Source organism: Aliivibrio sp. S3MY1, from assembly GCF_028765575.1.
Classification (GTDB): Bacteria; Pseudomonadota; Gammaproteobacteria; order Enterobacterales; family Vibrionaceae; genus Aliivibrio.
In genome coordinates this window covers 41,913-60,950 of record NZ_JARACO010000004.1, presented here as the reverse complement: position 1 = coordinate 60,950, position 19,038 = coordinate 41,913, and the positions used below count along the sequence as shown (strand labels likewise).

The following is a 19,038-nucleotide window of genomic DNA, read 5'->3' as shown; positions in this document are numbered from 1 at the left end:
ACTCGATAATATGTTGATTCAACCATCACGAACGATACTTTCTTCGTATAGTCGTTCTTCGAGTCAACGAGGTAGAGTTGACTTATTTATGCCCCATTCTTTGTTTCGACTGATTCAGCACATACATTACCAAAGCTTCATCTGGCATATTTTTTCTAATCTAACAATGTGGTCAAATTTACTAATCCGCCACATAGCCATTAGCTAAGCACTATAAGTAAAGATAAGTCGATATACTACCTAATATCACGCAAGACGAAATAGGTTCTCATTCATCCTGATTGGTTACAAAACAATTAGAGTTAAAGTGAGATTTGAATTTATCATAAATCCATTGCATTACAGGCCCTTTGACATATTCTATATGTTTTATTAACTTAATTTCCAAAGGCAAGGTAGTATTTAACTTATTATTGTTAATGCTTACTAAACCATCATTTATACCTGACATCAAATTAAACACACTTTCAGGAATAACCGACCAACCTATTCCTAATGAAACAACGCCAGAAATATTAAAGTAACTCGTTAAATGCCATGTGCTTGATGCGTATTGCTTTTCATTAATGTCTGATATAAATCTGATTTCTCTGTAATTACTCAAGTCCGCAATTGTAGGTGATTCAATTTTTGATAATGGATGTTTTTTAGATACGACAAGTAATTGTTTAACATGCCCAAAATGTTGATTTTCTAACAAATCTGGGTAGTAAGATGGACTTATTGTTATTGCTAGGTCAACCTCTTTGCAAATTAACAGATTAATAATTTCCTTATGGGTGGAATTAATGATTGTTAATGATAAATATGGGAATACCGCAGAAAGTTCTTTGAGTATTTTATCAATTCTATCTAATGGAACCCCATCTTCAATTGCGATAGATAACGAAGCTTCCATTCCAAAGGAAATATTTATCATATCGCTATTTGTTTGTAAGCATTTTGCAATAATTGATTTTGCGTAATCATAAAATCTTTTCCCTTCTGCTGTAGGTATAGGTAACTTCTTTGTCCTAAAAAATAGTTCAACGCCTAGAATCAACTCTAAGTCAGAGACTGAGTTACTTACTTTTGATTGAGCAATCCGTAATTGCCTTGCTGCGGCAGAAAACGAACCTTGCTCTACAGAGGCGACAAATATCTCAAGTTGCTCTATTGTCCATTGAATTTTGTTCATCTATCTAAATTTCATATAGGTTCTATCTTGATGGAATGTTAGTTAAAGATAAGAATGTATTCAATTAAAACTTTCAAGTTATCATCAAGAGAATAGAATGATTAAATATATAAAAAACTCACGATTTATTGCAATTGTCTACGCTATGTTTCTCAGTGGATTTATACAACCAACATTTGCAGAAGATGAAGTGTCTAAAAGAGCATCAGGTGATTGGTATAAAGTAAGTCAGATCTCTGATAATACATATATGATAGAAGAGCCACAGAGCAGTCAATATAATATTAGTTATTTAATAATTGGTAGTGAAAAGGCTCTCATGCTAGACACTGGTTCTGGTGAAAATAAAAACAAAAGCAAGCAAACAATTTCAACCGTAATTAAAAGTTTAACAGACAAGCCAATTACATTGTTAATGACACATTTTCATTTTGACCACAATGCTAACATTGAAGAGTTCGACAATATAGCTTTTGCAAATATTAAAGATATTCGTGACAAAGCAATTGATGATAAAACGTATTATTTTTCATCTAAAGAGTTAGCTTTTGGATCCTATCCAGAAAAAACAACTGTTCATGAATGGATAGATCTTGATACAAATATTGACTTAGGGAGTAGAATTATCAAGATATCGAGAGTTAGAGGTCATACTGATGATAGCATAATCGTAATTGATGAAAGCAGGGAACTTGTTTTTACAGGGGATACTCTTTATAACGGGCCGTTGATTGTCATTGGCAAAGAAAATTATGACCCGTATATCAACACAATCAACATAATGAAAGAAAATTTTAATGATTCATTCTCATTTTATGGTGCACATGGTGATTCAAATTTAGGTGGGGGAATGAACTACTCCTTGTTGAATAAGGTTGAAAGCCTCCTTAGATGCGCAAAGATAAACACATGCGAACATACGGAAACAATTTCAGAGACTTTAAGCGGTCATCTATTGAATGGAGATTTCTTCCTCAATGACGGCGTATCTTTAATTATACTGGATACACACTAATTCAGACCAGATCTGACTGTTACACACTTTTCGACTTGGTGGCTGTCAGATTATATTTAGGTATGTAGTAGCTGAATGAAATTGGCCACTATATTAGAGGTTTTGCAATACCTCGGCTAGTCTGTTAACTGCTAATTTAGATAAAACGGTAGCTCATAAATGTCCAAATCCGTGTTAGTAGGTGCAATACTAATAGGTTGCCAACCAATGAAGAATTCGTAATTGCTCAACAGTCTGTTGAATTGCTGTAAATCATAATAAAAACATAGATTTAAAAGCGAGCTATAATGGCTCGCTTTTTTGTTTCTGGGGTTTGTGATTGCAACAATTAACGCGGGTTTGACGGAAAATAGCCACCTCCGTCATTTAAATTATTCATGTAAAGCGTTGCCAATTTAATAATATGGCCCAACACTTTTACTTGCGACAATTGGCTAACATTTCAATAGTTTCTATGGCAGCGAGCATTTTAGAGCGAGCAGAGGGATTTGAGCTATGTATAGAAATAATACTTGGTGGTTCATAGCCATGTATTACAACATGTTCTTCTATCCAAAGTAGCACGGTATATCCCGTGCCTATACCTTCATCATCACCTAAATCATGATCGAGGCTAAGAGCTGTCACATTGTGTGTTCTCAATATATCGATGGTTTGTTGTGGAGTATATGTCCTCGTCCAGCCACTTGGGGTAGGTCGGCAATCATCAAGATAAACTTTCATAAAATCACCGTTGATAATTCAAAATGTGTTTGCCATTGAACATCAGGTAAAACTGAATAAGTTGATTTTGCCACAACAGTTAACAGTAACTCCCATGTTGGAAATTGGTTTGATGTAATTTTTGACACCAATGCATTGTCCGATAAATAGACAATTTCGCCCTTAAAATACCGTTGTCCATCATAGTCATAGAGAGGTATAAGTTCAGGTGGTTGAAAGTGCATTAACTCGAACTCAATAAGTTGGCTCGCAATGGTAAGCAAACTATCTCCGCAAGAAGTGAATTCAAATTTTTCAATTAAATGAGATAAAAATAAACATTCAGTTACGGACTCTCCATACTTCTCATATAGTCTGGAAATATCTTCACCGTTGTGAGATATCTGGTGTTGAATTGCAATATAGTGCTCAGCTAAGTGAAAGGTGTAAGTTGGCATAAAATACCCTCCTTTGGTTTGGAGAGAGTATATGGTTGTTATGCGACAGATTCTGTCGCTTACTTTTATAAGATACCTTGCATCATAATGAACTAAAAAATTAAGTAATCGCTTAAAAATAGTATTTGTGGAATGAGGACTAAAAATGAATAAAGAATAAATTTTCAAGTTATTGCATGAGTTTTTTCAACAACCCCGTATTCAAAGCACTCTTTCAACTATCAAGGAGTGTGATATCTCTGGCTGGGAAGGATGGCTTCAGGTTGAGTTTGCTCACTATGTACAGAATGAAGTTTACAACAAGAAAAAATTTCAATTTTCTTGGTATCGTGAATATAAAGTAATAACTAAATCAGACTGTTATGATGAGAGTGATAAAAATAATAAGTATATTATTCCTGACTTCTGGATTTCTTCTGATAAAAACAAACTAGAAAAAATAGAAAAATATTTTTACCTAATTGAATTTAAGCGAAGCAATAAAGGGGATATCCATAAACTAATGAAAGAAGATATCAGAAAGTGGAGATCATTCATCGATTTGGCTAAAAATAAGCGTAATTTAGTCTGTAGAAATAAAACGTATGATGTTTATTTTAATTGTGGTGTTTTCTTTGTTGGCATTGATACTAATGGTCAAATTTCATTAGATAATCTGGATGCCTTTGATGGACTTGAATCAGAGGTAATTCAAGATCCATTCTATCACCGTATTGATTTTCTTAAAGTCAAATAATTCAGGATAACCACAAGAAACGATAACTTTTGTAATGCCTACGCTCGCAGACTCTTTTTGGGTTGCCTAAAGAGAGTCTTGTCGATCATGAAGCCTTATAACACAAAAAATAAGATGAATTTGTCTCAGGTATTTTTCCTTTTATATGGCAATCAACTAATTTGATACTGTCTTTATTTGGATTTGTTAAAATACCAAGAAAAAAAACGCCTTTAATAGAGAATGGTTGATTGCCCCACTCAAGTTTTTTTGTGTTTTCATATTTTTTAAGATCTTCAGTCATTCCTTTTTCTAGAGCTGATTTATCGTGGTTAACTTTTATCTCAATGAGGTATAGTGTTTTTTCATTATCAAATGAAATGGCAAAATCAGGAAAAATCAGGTTTTTTTCAGCTTCTTCTCCTGTTGGGGTATACCCATATTCTCTGGACCAATTATATCCATTTTCATTGATAAATGAGTTATCTAGAAAGTGGGCTAGTTCGATTTGTAGCCACTTTTCCCAACCTGTGATCTTACATTTTTCAATGGTATTAATAATATTTATTAGTCGAGATTGTTCAGGTTTTGCTTCAAGGAACACTTTTAATTCTTCTTCGATTCGGTGTTTATTTTGCATTTATATACCTAATAATATTCAAGTGATTGGCGTAATGTGTCTTTAATTTCTTCGCGTAATGACACAGGAGATAAAACGGTAATGTGGTTACACATGGATAAGATCCAATGCCTCAGCTCTTCCGTATCATCAACAGATGCAGTAACAAGATAATCGTCTTCTTTTTCCTCTATATATTGATCTTCAGATAAAGGGGTTTCTGTTAATATTCTTTCTAAAACAGGGGTGATCCAGAGTTTTATATCTAGTTTTTTATCATCACGAATAACCCCCATTCTGCCTGTATTAAGAAAGGTCTTTAAAGAAAACTCAGATGTGATCTGTGCTTGTTGTTTTAGTTTTTCTGCATGGGTAATTCGATTAAATGCCAGTTGTCTTATGTCTGAATAACCATCGTATGTACCGATTAGATACGAACGTTCTCCGCGAACGACAATGCCATAAGGATGAAAAGTAAAACAATGCTTATCATTAGTGCTTAATGAATGATAAGTGAGTGTTAAGCACTGTTCAGAAAGCACCGCACTAAAAATAGATTCAATAATGGATTCGGATATATCAGTAGGATGTAATGGTAGACCTTTGCTATGAATAGCGATTTTATCAGGCCAATGACTGTTCTTATTTATACTTTCAGAGCGTAAAAATTGCTTTGCTGTTCTAAAGTAAGGTTCTAATCGATTACGCATAGCTGGAGGAAGTAAGTGAGTTAAATGCTTATCAGCCATTGCGAAAGTGATAGATGTCGTCAGATCAAAATCAGGTAAGGTTAGTTCTGCATGCTTATCTATATACCATCCGATAGGTTTGCTTTCATCACCACATACAGGAAATTTACTAGCCAACTCAATAAGATCTCTTTGAACGGTTCTTAATGAAATAACTTCCCCTTCATCCGCTAATTGCTTTTGAATTTCAGAAGCAGAGATTTTTCTGTATCGAGATAATTTAGCAAGTATTGTTAATTTTCTTAATCCGCTATCCATAGTTTTTTTGTTTGATTTATTTAGATGCATTATCTCATGAAAATAGATTCTGCGTCAGAATATGTCGCATAAAAGATTTAAATAACGCTATGCGTCAAAATCTGTCGCATATCTTATTTACTATTAGTCTCAACAGTTTAATCACGGGAGAAGATGATGGTAAATAACACAGAAAAGAGAAAGATTGTTGTGTTTACAGGCGCGGGTATAAGTGCCGAAAGTGGTTTGCGCACTTTTCGAGATGGTGATGGATTATGGGAAAGTTACCCTATTCATGAACTAGCAACGAAAGATGCCTTTGAGCGTAACCCTAAGCTAGTGCTGAACTTTTACAATCAGCGTAAAGTTGCCGCTAAAAATGCACAACCTAACAAAGCTCACATAGCACTAGCTGAGTTAGAGGATGTATATGACGTGGTCATAATTACTCAGAATGTTGATGACTTGCATGAAAGAGCTGGCAGTTCGAAAGTGATTCACCTACATGGGCAGTTAAACCGTGCCCAAAGTAGCATTGAATCTTCAATTATTTATGACTGGGATAAGCGGATTGAGATTGGTCAACATTGTGAATTAAATAGCCAATTGAGACCTAATATTGTGTGGTTTGGCGAACCTGTGATGCACTTAGATGAGGCGAGGGAACATATTAAGTCTGCTTACAAAGTACTTGGCGTTGGAAGCTCTCTATCAGTTCAGCCAGCCGCTAGCTTACTCAATAAAGCGCCATTCAGGGCTGAGAAAATTCTTGTTTCCCTTGAAATTAAAGGGAAAATTCCATTTAGTTACAAGTTCATGAGAGGTAAGGCAACAAATGTCGTTCCTGTTATATGTAAGAACTGGCGAAAGTTGGAAGTTAGTGGTAAATGCAAATGAATGTTTATTTAGATGATGAGCACGGTATTGGTTATGATGTAGTGTTATGGAACGAAGAAGCTGTTGTTTTGCGAGGTTTCAAACCACCAATTATTCACATTCATAGCGCCAACTCACCAGTGATGCATAAGGTGTCACTAGGTATAGTCAACATAGAGTTACTATCATCTGCTCACAGCCAGTTGAATGAATTTTAAGCACAGACCTAATGTATGGTTAGTATTAAATATACGAGAAGCATTATGCGTAGGAGTGAACTGTACCAAGCCATTCGTAAGTTACAACTTTCAGGCCTTACCAGAGAGCAAGCGGTTGCTTATGCCCATGAGCTTTATCTAGCTTACTAATTTAGCAAAACCACTGACACATAAATGTCCAAATCCGTGTTAGTAGGTGCAATACTAATAGGTTGCCAACCAACGAAGAATTCGTAATTGCTCAACAGTCTGTTGAATTGCTGTAAATTATAATAAAAACATAGATTTAAAAGCGAGCTATAATAGCTCGCTTTTTTTTTATTGTCGTATTCAATTAAGTTATTAAGAATCAATACCACTGCGTTGATAAAGAGTTTCAATCATCACCCTAACTTATCATAACGTAAATTTATCAAAATAATAATTATTGATAATTTCACGTTATTATTGGTTTTATCTATTATTACCTCATCGAAACGAACAATAAATTAAAAAACTGAATTTGAGGTAAATTATGAAAATGAATCATGTAGGTATTATGGTTGGCGATATGGATAAAGCGGTTGAGTTTTATACTAAAGCACTTGGTCTTGAAGTGGTAATGGGTAACACCAAAGTTCAAGAAGAGCGTGAAACAGCCATTGGTAGAATGTGTATCGCCGTGTTTGGCGAAGGCTTTAAAGGTTTCAATATCGCGCATTTATTAACAAAAGACGGCATTGGTTTTGAGTTATTTGAAATGAAAGAGCGCCAAGAACGCCATGAAGTTGATTTCTCTCGCATTGGTATTTTCCATTTCTGTCTTCAAACGGATGACTTCCACGGAGTGATTGCTCGTACTGAAGAATGTGGCGGTAAAGTTCGTATGGATATCATGCGTTATCACCCAGAAGATGATAACAACACATCACAAATGGTGTATTTAGAAGACCCATTTGGCAATCTATTTGAGCTTTATTCTCACACTTATAAAGAAACGTACTCTGCAGAATACGAATAAGTAATGATGTTCGACGCTCTTTTCGCTCTCTGGCGCTTAAAGGTAAGCCTTTGAAGATAATAAGGCAGAATAAACAGTGATGTAAATCACAAATGCTGCTATAATCGCCTGAAATTCGAAAAGCTGGACGTATGGGCCAGTTTTTTTATGTCTATTTGAATAACTAATTGGAATGTACTGTGCTAACGACTGCTAACATCACAATGCAATTTGGCGATAAGCCACTTTTTGAAAATATTTCTGTTAAGTTTGGTAACGGTAACCGTTACGGTTTAATCGGCGCAAACGGCTGTGGTAAATCTACCTTCATGAAAATCTTAGGTGGAGAGTTAGAACAGTCAGGCGGTACAGTATCTACTGATCCTAACGAACGTATGGCTAAATTAGGTCAAGACCAGTTCGCATTCGAAGAATTCACAGTAATCGACACCGTAATCATGGGTCATAAAGAGCTATGGAAAGTAAAAGAAGAGCGTGACCGTATCTATTCTTTACCTGAAATGTCAGATGAAGATGGTATGCGTGTTGGTGATTTAGAAACTGAATTTGGTGAAATGGATGGTTACTCAGCAGAAGCTCGTGCTGGTGAACTTCTATTAGGCCTAGGTCTTCCTGAATCACAGCATTTTGGCTTAATGAGCGAAGTTGCTCCAGGTCTTAAAGTTCGTGTTCTACTAGCTCAAGTACTGTTTGCTGAACCAGACATCATGCTTCTTGATGAACCAACGAACAACTTGGATATGCATACTATTGCGTGGTTAGAAGAAATCCTTCTGGCTCGTAACTGCACAATGATCATCATCTCGCATGACCGTCATTTCTTGAACGCAGTATGTACACACATGGCTGATGTCGATTACGGAAATATTTGCCTGTTCCCTGGCAACTACGATGAATACATGACAGCAGCAACGCAAGCTCGTGAGCAACTTCAAGCAGACAATGCTAAGAAGAAAGCACAAATTGCTGATTTACAAACGTTCGTAAGCCGTTTCTCTGCAAACGCATCGAAAGCAAAACAAGCAACGTCTCGTCAAAAACGTTTAGATAAAATTGAACTAACAGAGATTAAAGCATCTAGCCGTCAATCTCCATTCATTCGTTTTGATCAAGAAAAACCACTTTTCCGTAACGCATTAGAAGTTGAAGGCCTAAAACAAGGTTACGATGAAAATATTCTAATCAACGGCGTAAACCTAATGGTTGAAGTGGGTGAGCGTATTGCTATCATCGGTGAGAATGGTATCGGTAAATCAACGTTCCTTAATACGCTTGCTGGTGAAATGGAACCAATGGCAGGTATGGTGAAATGGTCTGAAAACCACAACATCGGTTTTTATGCACAAGATCACAGCCATGACTTTGAAGAAGATCTAAACCTATTAGATTGGATGGGACAGTGGAAACAAGAAGGTGATGACGAGCAAGTTGTTCGCGGTATCCTTGGTCGTATGCTTTTCTCTCAAAGTGACATTAAGAAATCGGTAAAAGTAATTTCTGGTGGTGAGCAAGGTCGTATGTTATTTGGTAAGCTAATCATGCAAAGACCAAACATCCTTCTTATGGATGAACCAACAAACCACATGGATATGGAATCAATCGAAGCATTGAACTTGGCGCTTGAGAACTACAAAGGTACATTAATGTTTGTATCTCATGACCGTCAGTTTGTATCTTCTATTGCAACACGCATCATTGAAATCACAAAAGATGGCGTTAACGATTTCCACGGTACTTACGAAGAGTACTTAACGAAACAAGGCCTAAAAGGCTAATTCAGAAATCTCATATTCTGGATAACAAATAAAAATGGAAGACCAGAGATGGTCTTCCATTTTTTATATCTGCCATAAGTCAATTTTCAGATCATACGAATCAGTGATTTGTTACGATAGGTATTACTTAGTAAATACCTCAAATTCAGAAATAGACTCTTGCCCACGTAGGTTTAGAAATTGAAGAAACTGCTTCGGGGTGTGAGTGATAACTTTATCTAATGGAAAATCGACAGCATCAATAAGTAGTTCTACCTTTTCAAACTTACCAATATCTGCACAGAAATGCGCATCACTTCCTGTGGTGATATAGGCTCCTAGCTCTTTAGCCACTTTGGCAATGTCATAACAACGGTCAATACTGCCGATGCGGCTACCGCCTTTTAGAGAGGTATTGTTGATCTCTATTGCGACGTTGTTATCTACTGCGCATTGAATGACTTCTTCAAAATTAAAGTCAAAGTTAGGGTTTCCAAGATGGCCTAATGCATCGACTCGACCAGATTGAATAATATTCAAAAGAGCTTGTGTATGAACGTCTTTATTTTGAGGAGGAAAAACCGGTTCATGGAAACTAGCAATGACCCAATCTAGGTTTGAATCAACAGAAAGAGGTATATCAATATCTCCTTCAATATTACAGATGTTAACTTCACAGCCTCTGATAATAGCGACGCCATGGAGAAAGCGGGGGAGTACTCTTTGATTGCTAAAAAACCAGTAATGTGGTGCACCTGGCATTGAAGAGGCATGATCAGTAGTGCAAAACATTGGTAAACCAAGTTGAGAGGCAGAAAAAGCATTTTCGCTGATTGTACTGTAAGCATGGCCACTAGCGTAGGTATGAGTATGAGTATCCACTTGAATGCGCATTAGTTTTCTCCTTTAAACTATAATGCGATCAGTATAACCGATTTTTGCAACTTTTAGCTTTGACATTTGTCTGACAAAGTGTAGGAAAAAGAGAAGTAACATTTATATTGTTGATGAAAAGTTAAGATATTTGGAGTTTGTTATGATTAATACAGAGACACTAAAGAGTGAGTTAAACGAACTCACGGTATGTCAGCTGACAAGCCTTCAATATGCGATAGCTAAAAAATTAGAAGAAAAAGCAACAGCTAAATCTAAATCAGAGAAGGCACTGCTTACTGATGAAGAGTTAGATATGCTAGCAGAGGTAATGAGAAATTAATGTTTAAATAGTGTAATTTTTCTCTATTTTTACTCATCCACACTTTCTTATCCTTCAACTGCTTCGATCAGCCTTGACCTGCTAGATATAAATGCAATTAACCTTTCTCTATCTAATATTAAGCTAAGCGACTACTAGCGTTGATTATCTGACTCAACCATCAGTACGTTTTTGATTATCCAATGAATAACCAAATCGCAACACCAATCATTAAACTACCTGAAATTCGGTTCATGATCTTTACGTTATTTGAGTGACCAAGTACACGTTTTAGACCTTTCCCACCGGCTGCATACAGTGTCATACATAAAAATTCACAAACCAAAATGATTGAGACAAGCGCGATTAATTGCGGTGCAATAGCATGACTACTATCTATAAATGGAGGAAGTAATGAGACCATAAAAGCCCAACCTTTCGGGTTAGCTATTGCGGTTACAAAACCTTGAACCACCAAATCCCAATCTTTTCCTTTTGGTGCTTCTGTTGGTTCTCCTGTCATGGAAAGTTTGCCTTTTGAGCGCCACATTTGAATACCGATATAAGCAAGGTAACTGGCACCCACCGCTTTAAATCCAGTAAATAACCATGGGTAATTAAGCATAATAGCAGCGACACCTAATACGGCGGCAACTGCGACGATAGCGACACCAACTAACTCACCAGCCATCATCCAAAGTGTGCGTTTATAACCAATACTCATACCTAGGCTTAGTGCTAATGTCATGCACATACCAGGAGTAACAGAGACGAAGAAAAAAGTAGGGACAAAAGCCCATAAAATAGCAGTATTCATTATATTTACTAAGTAAAATGGCATAGCAAAATAGAGTACGGAAATTAAACTTAAAAGCAATGTAAATATTTACACGATAATGTTAATTTTAATAATAGTGTTACACAAATCAACTTAGCTTCATTTTTAAATAGCAAATAAAGAGCGGCATTTGTTGACTGATTTATCTAATGAACATCTCAGCATTATCTGGTTCTATTCAAATGTGTTTAGCGGTTATTGTTGGTTTTATTATGGAATAAACAAGTTTATTGTGAAATTTTGCTATAAAATCAAATAATTGTTCTACTTTTAGTGAAGAGTTCTAGATTCTCTAATGAGAACAAAAGATAAATGGTGTTTAATTTTTAAATAAAACAAAAATTTGAAATTATATGTTGAATTTTTAAATTTGTGTGAAGTAAAGCACTGTGTGGTTTGATTTGTCAGCATTTCTGCGTAAATAATAGATATGTAAAGTATATGTTAATTTATTGCGGGAGGCATCATGCTACATTCACACGATACCACATTGCAGCTGACACAATTAAGTCATGCGGCAGTTCATCAACTCGCCCCTTCATTTTCTGGTCTGCCTAAGACTATGCATGCGGACGGTAACTTTCGATTAAGACGTTATTCCGTTATAAAAATGGTGAACGACAACGTTATCGAGACGAATAAACATAACTTTGTGCAAAGTGAAGAGATCAATCATTACCAAGGTGATGTGATTCGTGAGTTTGAAGGCATTGAAACTAAGATCTTACACAGTGAAGGCATGGCTGAAATGTGTCAGGTCTTTATGGACCTTAATCATTTACCTAATGGGCAAGAGATTGAAATACATCAAATGCGAATTGCAGCGATTTATGAAGAAACCGAAATTGCGCCAGAAGGGGTTCACCAAGATGGTTTTGATCATATTGCATTGATTGGTATCGATCGATCAAATATCGAAGGGGGAGAATTGCTTGTATACAAAGACTCAAACGAAGAACCGTTTTTTAGAAAAATTTTAGAAGATGGCGAAGTTGCTATGGTTGATGATAGAAAGCTATGGCACAACGGCAAGCCAATTCGATTGATTGAACAAGATCAGGAAGGGCATATGGATGTATTTGTATTAACCGCAAAGGATAATGTTAATGACTTTCACGCCTGAGCAAGCTCGTTCGCAATTTTCATCTTTATCGCAAACAATTAATGAGCTTCCGGTGCTGTTTTTAGATGGCCCCGGAGGCTCTCAAGTGCCTAATTCTGTACTGACAGCAATGATTGAGTACCTTGGTTATTCTAATTCCAATTTAGGCGGCCATTTTTTTTCAAGCCAAACAACGAATAGTGTGATGGATACTGCTCGCTCTTCTTGCGCTGCGCTATTAAATGCACCAAGCAATAATAATATTGTCTTTGGTGCTAATATGACGTCCTTAACGTTTCAGTTAAGTCGAGCGATAAGTCGAGAATGGAAAGCGGGTGATGAGATCATCGTTACCGCGTTGGATCATTATTCTAATGTATCAAGTTGGCAGCAAGCCGCAGAAGATAAAGGGGTAATCGTTCATCAGGTTCGAGTTAACACCACTGACTGCACATTAGATATGGATCATTTTTATTCACTGCTGTCTGATAAAACCAAGTTGGTTGCCACGACGCTCGCTTCTAATACCACTGGCTCTTTAGTTGATGTGAAGTCAATGATTAACGCTGCGCATGGTGTTGATGCAATAGTATATGTTGATGCCGTGCACTACGCCCCTCACCATTTGATCGATGTGCAAGATCTTGATTGTGATTTTTTAGCCTGCTCAGCGTATAAATTTTTTGGCCCTCATGTCGGCATTGCTTATGTGTCTACCAAATGGTTACAAACGCTTTCACCATACAAAGTTGAGCCTGCTACAAATATAGGGCCAGGCCGATTTGAGACAGGTACACAAAGCTTTGAAGGGTTGGTTGGCGTTACTGCCGCTATTGAGTATTTGGCTCAATGGGGAGTAAAAGAGCTGGGTTTACGAGAAAGACTTATCTTTAGTTTTACTCAATATGAGCAACATGAATTGGCATTGACGCACTATTTTTTAAATAAATTGGACAGTCGACCTTGGATTTCATTGTTTGGGATTAGTGACCCTGAATATTGCACTCATCGGACACCAACGTTTGCGATTCGACTTCAAGACCATACGCCAGAAGCAGTAGCCAAAGCATTAGGTTTGCATAATGTATGTGTATGGAATGGGCATTTTTATGCGCTTGGCTTAGTTAAGCAATTAAATCTAGAAGAGTGCGGTGGTGTTGTTCGCATTGGTTTTATGCATTACAACACCATAGATGAAATAGACTACTTATTTTCGTTATTAGATGCACTGGCATAAAACGAGGCAATATCTTTTAAATCTTGATCATTAAGTCGTTGCAGTTGGGCCTTCATCATTTGTGCTAGGGGGCCCTTTCGTTCGTCATTTTGATAAGATTTCATTGAGTTATATAAATACATTTCATTCTGCATATCCAAATTAGGATAGCTTGAATTCATTGCTTTTCCTGTTGCACCATGACAAAAAATACAACTGGGTGCTTTTAGTTTTCCTTTAGCAGGATCACCGAGTGTCTTGGCATAGCCAGCACTTGAAGTACAAAGTATGGCAATCAAAATCAACTTATTCATTATTGTTAGTTTTTACTCATGTTCATTGTAGTTCTTATATTAAGTTATTGTTTATATTCGAACAATAGGTAATCTCCCAATTTATGAGATTGACTCTGGCGTATAAAGTAAGTCTTTTTCTTTTTCGAATAGGCATCAATCCATGTGAGCTACATTTTTTATTTGAGAGTGAGCGCCACATTCTGCGTATTTTTTCAAGATATGATGTGCTAAAACCGTTTATAGTCTAAAGAGTGATCTAAATACGAATCTCTTGCGTAATAGTTAGAAATAATTACGGAGGTAGGTATGCAAACTCAGCCAATAGAGGTTAGCAGTCGAGTGAACTCTAGTTATAAGCCACTGCCTATAAACAGTGAAGAAGAGATAGTAAAGCTAGATATTTGGTTAAATCTGGTGGGAGAAACTCAAGATAAACAGGCATTTTCTGAGCTGTTTTCTTGGTTTGCACCCAAAATTAGAGCGTATGGATTAAAGAAATTTAATGATCCAACGTTAGCAATGGATTTAGTTCAAGAGACGATGACACTTGTTTGGCGAAAAGCCACGCTATTCAATCAGAGTAAAGGTTGTGCTTCTGGTTGGATATTTACCGTCATGCGTAACCACAGCTTTGATATGTTACGTAAAATGCAATCAAATAAAGAAGATACAGTCAGTGACGAGTTATGGCCTCTGTTTGATAAGCAAGTCGAGGCTGTAGAGTTAGATTGGCTTGAAACTAAAAAATTGGAAAAAGCAGTCAGCGTATTGCCTGCTAATCAACGAGTAGTTGTTGAAGGGATTTATCAACAAGGTTTGACTCAACAAGAGCTTTCAGATCAACTTAGTGAACCAATCGGGACGATTAAATCACGGCTGCGTTTAGCATTAACCAAATTAAGACAGGAGTATGAGCATGAATAAAATTACCCACCATCCTAGCGATGCTTTATTGCGTTCTCATATTGACGGTGATTTACCTGAATCTCTTGCTGTTGGTATGACGCTACATTGTGATTTGTGTGAACATTGTAAACGTAAATCAGAGAAATTAACTCAAGAGTTTGCAGCAAAATCGTGGCAAGAACCAGTAGAAGCGGAATCGATTGATTTTTCTCAAATGCTCAACGGTATATTAAATACCGAGGTTGAAACTAGCTATTTGAAAGAGCCATCAGCAGAACATATTTTTATTGATTCTTTTCATTATGAATTACCTCGTGTACTGACTCGTTATGTCGATATGAAATGGAATCAAATGGGAGCGGTCAGTCGTGCTCGTTTGGTAGAAGAGGGAGCGACACGATCTAACTTACTGCGCATCAATGCCGGTGGTGTGATCCCAACACATACCCATAAAGGCTTTGAGTTAACCTTATTGCTAGATGGCAGTTTTGAAGATGAATCAGGACATTATCATAAAGGTGATTTTATTTGGTTAGATTCTTCGCATGCGCATAGCCCTAAAACCACTGATGGGTGTTTATGTTACACCGTACAAAATGCGCCACTGCATTTTACCCAAGGGATAAGTAAATTATTCAATCCGATAGGTAACTTATTGTACTAATATATAAATATAGGTAAGCAAGCTGAGTTAACGCTAACTTCCTTTTATTAAAAAGATCACAGGATGTGATCTTTTTTGAATACTAGCTCGTAGTATTTGATAAGTTTAATAAGGATATATCATCATGAAGCATTCTAATTTTGTTACTACATTTATATCACTGTATGGTGAATTAGATCGCTCAACCCTTCATCGCCTTCCTGAAATCTATTCCAATGACATTCAATTTATTGATGCCGTACACCAAATCGATGGGCTTACTATGCTTACCGAGTATTTCGAGCACCTATACGAGAATATTTTAAATTGTCAGTTTCATATCCATCATGTTATCGAGAATGACGGTGAAGCCAGTCTTTTTTGGACGATGGAATACAGTCATCCTAAAATAGGTAAAGGGAAATGTATTTCTGTAGATGGCACTTCACATATTAAATTTAATGAAAGAGTGTATTACCACAGAGATTACTTAGACATGGGGCAAATGTTGTATGAGCATTTACCAATTCTTGGTTCAGCAGTAAAGCTGATTAAAAAGAGAATGCAGTCATGAAAACAATATTAATTACAGGGGCAACCTCAGGTATTGGTCTTTCTTTAACAGAAAAATACCTTAACCAAGGGGATCGAGTTTATGCGTGTGGTCGTAATTTTTCTGGATATGTTGATTCAGAATATTTAACCAGCGCAAAAGGCAAGGGTAGTTTAATTGAGGTCGTTTTTGATCTTGATGATAGTCACTCAATCCTCGAAGCGCTTTCGACGATTGAAATGCTAGATACCGTGATCCTCAATGCAGGAACGTGCGAATACATCGATGATGCGACTCAGTTTGACGCTGCATTATTTGAGCGAGTGATCACAACGAATGTCATTTCAATTGGGTATTGTTTACAAGCGCTAATACCAAAAATGAAGCAGGGCGGTCACTTAGCGTTAATGGGTTCAAGTGCTTCTTATGTACCATTTCAACGAGCAGAAGCGTATGGCTCAAGTAAAGCGGCAATCCATTACTTGGCAAAATCGCTTCAATTAGATATATCACCAGAGCAATTTACGATTAGTGTGATTGCGCCTGGTTTTGTTAAAACGCCGCTTACAAATAAAAATGATTTTCCTATGCCAATGCTAATTGACGTTGATAAAGCCGCAGAGCATATAATTACAGGCATAGATAAAAATAAAAAACACATTCATTTTCCATTTCCGTTTACGAGTTTCTTAATTTTAATGGGAAGTCTCCCAGATCGTATTTGGCACTGGCTCGCTTTAAGGATGAAACGATAATGAAAAAAATTGCAGTAGTTGGTACCGGTATTTCAGGATTGGTGTGTGCGCATTTATTATCACGAGAACACGATGTGACAGTATTTGAAGCTAATGATTATATTGGTGGGCATACCGCAACAAAACGAGTGAAAGCAGAAGGAAAAGAGTGGGATATTGATACTGGGTTTATTGTGTTTAATGATCGAACTTACCCAAACTTTATTGAGCTGTTAACTCAACTTGGTTTATCAGGACAAGAAACCGAAATGAGTTTTAGTGTAAAAAATGTTATTTCTGGTCTTGAGTATAATGGCCATAATTTAAATACGCTTTTTGCCCAACGCTCAAACTTACTCAATACTAAGTTTTTATCCTTAATTAGTGAGATTTTACGTTTTAATAAACAATGTAAAGAGTTGTGGAGTGTGGAGCACAGTGATGATCACATCGCTCTTGACATCGATGGCACATTAGGTGATTTCTTATACCGTAATGAATACAGTAGCTATTTTTCTGAGCACTACATTTTACCGATGGGCGCGGCTATTTGGTCATCGAGCCTACAGGATATGAAAGCCTTCCCGTTACATTTTTTCATTCGTTTTTTCCATAATCATGGTTTGTTAGATATTGCGAATCGACCTCAATGGTATGTGGTCCCTAATGGATCTCATTCATACATAAAACCTCTGATTGCGATGTTTAAAGAGAAAATTCATTTAAATAGTCCAGTAACCAGTGTGACTCGAAATCCTAGAGGAGTCACGTTAGAGATAAATGGTGAAGATAAGCATGACTTTGATGAAGTGGTATTGGCTTGTCACAGCGACCAGTCATTAGCCATGTTAAGTGATATGACAAGCGCTGAAAAAATAGTGCTAAGTAAACTCACCTATCAAGAAAATGAAGTTGTTATGCATACCGATGAGAGTTTATTGCCAATACAAAAACGGGCATGGGCGGCTTGGAATTACCATCTTGATACGGGGAATAAAAATAACCCATCCAGCGTGACTTATAACATGAATATCCTCCAAGGGTTAGAGACTAAAGAAACAACATTTTGTGTCACCTTAAACAACTCACCATTGATTCATAAAGATAAAATATTAGGCTCATATAAATACGATCATCCGGTATTTAATACTGACACTATAGAGGCACAAGCTCGTCGAGAAGAAATTTGCGGTCGTCACCATACCCACTTTGCTGGTGCATATTGGTATAACGGCTTTCATGAAGATGGCGTAAGAAGTGCACTGGATGTATGTCAACGTTTTGGTATTAGCCTATGATCAATTCCTGTCTATATTATGGCGACATAAGACACAGACGATTTCAAACAAAAGCACATAGCTTTAGTTATCAGATGTTCTTTGTCGCTTTAGATTTGGATGAATTAGAGAACACAGAACAGGTAGGGTGGTTCAAGAAAGGACGTTTTGCTCCCCTAAGCTTTCGACGTTCTGATTATCTTGGTAGTGAGAGTGAATCTTTAAAAGAATCGGTGTGGAATAAAGTGAGTGAATTGGGTGGAAATAACAGCCAAGGTCGAGTGCTTTTTGTTGGGCAGGTACGTTGTTTTGGGATCTATTTTAGTCCGATTAATCTTTATTACTGTTATAACCAACAAAATGAGTTGACTGATTTATTGGCTGAAGTAAGTAATACGCCATGGGATCAAACTCACTATTACTTAATAACAATTGGCTCTGAGCAAATCATAGATAAGACCTTTCATGTATCGCCTTTTTTGGATCTGAATATGAAATATCATTGGTTTATTAAAGCGCCAAGCAAGCGATTATCGCTACACTTAGAAAACCGTGGCTTAGATGAAGAGCAAGAAAAAATTTTTGATGCAACGATAGCCATGACACGAAAAGAATTTAATTCAAAAAATATACGTGAACAAGTGATCTCTATTCCCGTGATGACCGTAAAAATAGTATGGGGCATTTATTGGCAAGCATTGAAATTATTCATAAAACGAATCCCGTTTGTACCACACCCAGAGCAATAAGGAGAGAGC

The 19,038-nt window shown here is 36.7% G+C and carries 23 protein-coding genes; 15 read left to right on the top strand and 8 right to left on the bottom strand.

Translation table 11 applies throughout. From position 1 onward, the window contains the following. Positions 1-268: 268 nt before the first annotated feature. Positions 269-1,177, bottom strand: a complete 909-nt coding sequence (locus PVK62_RS04130) for a LysR family transcriptional regulator (protein ID WP_274449344.1) — start codon at positions 1,175-1,177, stop codon at positions 269-271. Positions 1,178-1,274: 97 nt separating this feature from the next. On the opposite strand from PVK62_RS04130, the gene PVK62_RS04125 reads away from it, so the two are divergent. Continuing rightward, positions 1,275-2,192 carry an MBL fold metallo-hydrolase gene (locus PVK62_RS04125; RefSeq protein ID WP_274449343.1) on the top strand — a complete coding sequence of 306 codons (918 nt, stop codon included), beginning with the start codon at positions 1,275-1,277 and terminating at the stop codon, positions 2,190-2,192. 417 nt (positions 2,193-2,609) lie between these two features. Here the strand turns inward: PVK62_RS04125 and PVK62_RS04120 are convergent, their stop codons facing one another. Beyond that, complete coding sequence (locus tag PVK62_RS04120; protein WP_338000267.1) at positions 2,610-2,915, bottom strand: cyclic-phosphate processing receiver domain-containing protein; 306 nt, start codon at positions 2,913-2,915, stop codon at positions 2,610-2,612. Continuing rightward, positions 2,912-3,352, bottom strand: a complete 441-nt coding sequence (locus tag PVK62_RS04115; protein WP_274449341.1) for a hypothetical protein — start codon at positions 3,350-3,352, stop codon at positions 2,912-2,914. The genes PVK62_RS04120 and PVK62_RS04115 overlap by 4 nt, the downstream gene beginning before the upstream one ends. 172 nt (positions 3,353-3,524) lie before the next feature. On the opposite strand from PVK62_RS04115, the gene PVK62_RS04110 reads away from it, so the two are divergent. After that, the gene (locus tag PVK62_RS04110; protein ID WP_274442969.1) at positions 3,525-4,088 is read left to right on the top strand and encodes a hypothetical protein; all 564 of its coding nucleotides are present in this window, start codon (positions 3,525-3,527) and stop codon (positions 4,086-4,088) included. Between the two features lie 85 nt (positions 4,089-4,173). Here PVK62_RS04110 and PVK62_RS04105 read toward each other — a convergent pair whose 3' ends face one another. Both PVK62_RS04105 and PVK62_RS04100 read right to left on the bottom strand, forming a co-directional pair. Then, positions 4,174-4,707 (bottom strand): hypothetical protein, encoded by a 534-nt coding sequence (locus PVK62_RS04105; RefSeq protein ID WP_274442968.1) that lies wholly within the window; start codon positions 4,705-4,707, stop codon positions 4,174-4,176. Positions 4,708-4,715: 8 nt separating this feature from the next. After that, a complete protein-coding gene (locus PVK62_RS04100; protein WP_274442967.1) occupies positions 4,716-5,693 on the bottom strand; it encodes a helix-turn-helix transcriptional regulator in 978 nt (325 codons plus the stop codon). A 153-nt stretch (positions 5,694-5,846) separates the two neighbouring features. Between PVK62_RS04100 and PVK62_RS04095 the strand changes: the two genes are divergently transcribed. The 4 genes from PVK62_RS04095 to PVK62_RS04080 all read left to right on the top strand — a co-directional run bounded on the left by PVK62_RS04095 (position 5,847) and on the right by PVK62_RS04080 (position 9,541). Further along, positions 5,847-6,569, top strand: coding sequence for an SIR2 family NAD-dependent protein deacylase (locus PVK62_RS04095; RefSeq protein WP_274442966.1), 723 nt, complete (start codon positions 5,847-5,849; stop codon positions 6,567-6,569). Then, positions 6,566-6,766: a hypothetical protein gene (locus tag PVK62_RS04090; RefSeq protein ID WP_274442965.1), complete on the top strand. Its 201-nt coding sequence runs from the start codon at positions 6,566-6,568 to the stop codon at positions 6,764-6,766. The genes PVK62_RS04095 and PVK62_RS04090 overlap by 4 nt, the downstream gene beginning before the upstream one ends. Positions 6,767-7,280: 514 nt before the next feature. Then, entirely contained in the window at positions 7,281-7,766 is a 486-nt protein-coding gene (locus tag PVK62_RS04085) for a VOC family protein (protein ID WP_274442964.1), read from the top strand. Between the two features lie 179 nt (positions 7,767-7,945). Then, a complete protein-coding gene (locus tag PVK62_RS04080) occupies positions 7,946-9,541 on the top strand; it encodes an ABC-F family ATPase (protein WP_274442963.1) in 1,596 nt (531 codons plus the stop codon). Positions 9,542-9,664: 123 nt separating this feature from the next. Here PVK62_RS04080 and PVK62_RS04075 read toward each other — a convergent pair whose 3' ends face one another. Beyond that, positions 9,665-10,414 (bottom strand): phosphatase, encoded by a 750-nt coding sequence (locus PVK62_RS04075; protein ID WP_274442962.1) that lies wholly within the window; start codon positions 10,412-10,414, stop codon positions 9,665-9,667. A gap of 142 nt (positions 10,415-10,556) precedes the next feature. Here PVK62_RS04075 and PVK62_RS04070 point away from each other — a divergent pair, with 142 nt between their 5' ends. After that, a complete protein-coding gene (locus tag PVK62_RS04070) occupies positions 10,557-10,736 on the top strand; it encodes a hypothetical protein (RefSeq protein ID WP_274442961.1) in 180 nt (59 codons plus the stop codon). 175 nt (positions 10,737-10,911) lie between these two features. Here PVK62_RS04070 and PVK62_RS04065 read toward each other — a convergent pair whose 3' ends face one another. Continuing rightward, positions 10,912-11,532: a LysE family translocator gene (locus PVK62_RS04065; protein WP_274442960.1), complete on the bottom strand. Its 621-nt coding sequence runs from the start codon at positions 11,530-11,532 to the stop codon at positions 10,912-10,914. Positions 11,533-12,019: 487 nt separating this feature from the next. Between PVK62_RS04065 and PVK62_RS04060 the strand changes: the two genes are divergently transcribed. Both PVK62_RS04060 and PVK62_RS04055 read left to right on the top strand, forming a co-directional pair. Then, the gene (locus PVK62_RS04060) at positions 12,020-12,676 is read left to right on the top strand and encodes a 2OG-Fe dioxygenase family protein (protein ID WP_274442959.1); all 657 of its coding nucleotides are present in this window, start codon (positions 12,020-12,022) and stop codon (positions 12,674-12,676) included. Further along, the gene (locus PVK62_RS04055) at positions 12,660-13,892 is read left to right on the top strand and encodes a cysteine desulfurase-like protein (protein WP_274442958.1); all 1,233 of its coding nucleotides are present in this window, start codon (positions 12,660-12,662) and stop codon (positions 13,890-13,892) included. The genes PVK62_RS04060 and PVK62_RS04055 overlap by 17 nt, the downstream gene beginning before the upstream one ends. Here the strand turns inward: PVK62_RS04055 and PVK62_RS04050 are convergent. Further along, positions 13,859-14,185 (bottom strand): c-type cytochrome, encoded by a 327-nt coding sequence (locus PVK62_RS04050; protein ID WP_274442957.1) that lies wholly within the window; start codon positions 14,183-14,185, stop codon positions 13,859-13,861. The two genes, PVK62_RS04055 and PVK62_RS04050, sit on opposite strands and share 34 nt — an antisense overlap. Positions 14,186-14,473: 288 nt before the next feature. On the opposite strand from PVK62_RS04050, the gene PVK62_RS04045 reads away from it, so the two are divergent. From PVK62_RS04045 to PVK62_RS04020, 6 genes are all read left to right on the top strand, one after another. Then, the gene (locus PVK62_RS04045; protein ID WP_274442956.1) at positions 14,474-15,091 is read left to right on the top strand and encodes a sigma-70 family RNA polymerase sigma factor; all 618 of its coding nucleotides are present in this window, start codon (positions 14,474-14,476) and stop codon (positions 15,089-15,091) included. Beyond that, entirely contained in the window at positions 15,084-15,737 is a 654-nt protein-coding gene (locus tag PVK62_RS04040) for a ChrR family anti-sigma-E factor (RefSeq protein WP_274442955.1), read from the top strand. Before PVK62_RS04045 ends, PVK62_RS04040 begins: the two co-directional genes overlap by 8 nt. Before the next feature lie 124 nt (positions 15,738-15,861). Then, positions 15,862-16,290: a nuclear transport factor 2 family protein gene (locus PVK62_RS04035; protein WP_274442954.1), complete on the top strand. Its 429-nt coding sequence runs from the start codon at positions 15,862-15,864 to the stop codon at positions 16,288-16,290. Then, the gene (locus PVK62_RS04030; protein ID WP_274442953.1) at positions 16,287-17,024 is read left to right on the top strand and encodes an SDR family NAD(P)-dependent oxidoreductase; all 738 of its coding nucleotides are present in this window, start codon (positions 16,287-16,289) and stop codon (positions 17,022-17,024) included. Before PVK62_RS04035 ends, PVK62_RS04030 begins: the two co-directional genes overlap by 4 nt. Continuing rightward, positions 17,024-18,301 carry an NAD(P)/FAD-dependent oxidoreductase gene (locus PVK62_RS04025; RefSeq protein ID WP_274442952.1) on the top strand — a complete coding sequence of 426 codons (1,278 nt, stop codon included), beginning with the start codon at positions 17,024-17,026 and terminating at the stop codon, positions 18,299-18,301. The genes PVK62_RS04030 and PVK62_RS04025 overlap by 1 nt, the downstream gene beginning before the upstream one ends. Beyond that, entirely contained in the window at positions 18,298-19,029 is a 732-nt protein-coding gene (locus PVK62_RS04020) for a DUF1365 domain-containing protein (RefSeq protein ID WP_274442951.1), read from the top strand. The genes PVK62_RS04025 and PVK62_RS04020 overlap by 4 nt, the downstream gene beginning before the upstream one ends. Positions 19,030-19,038: the final 9 nt, after the last annotated feature.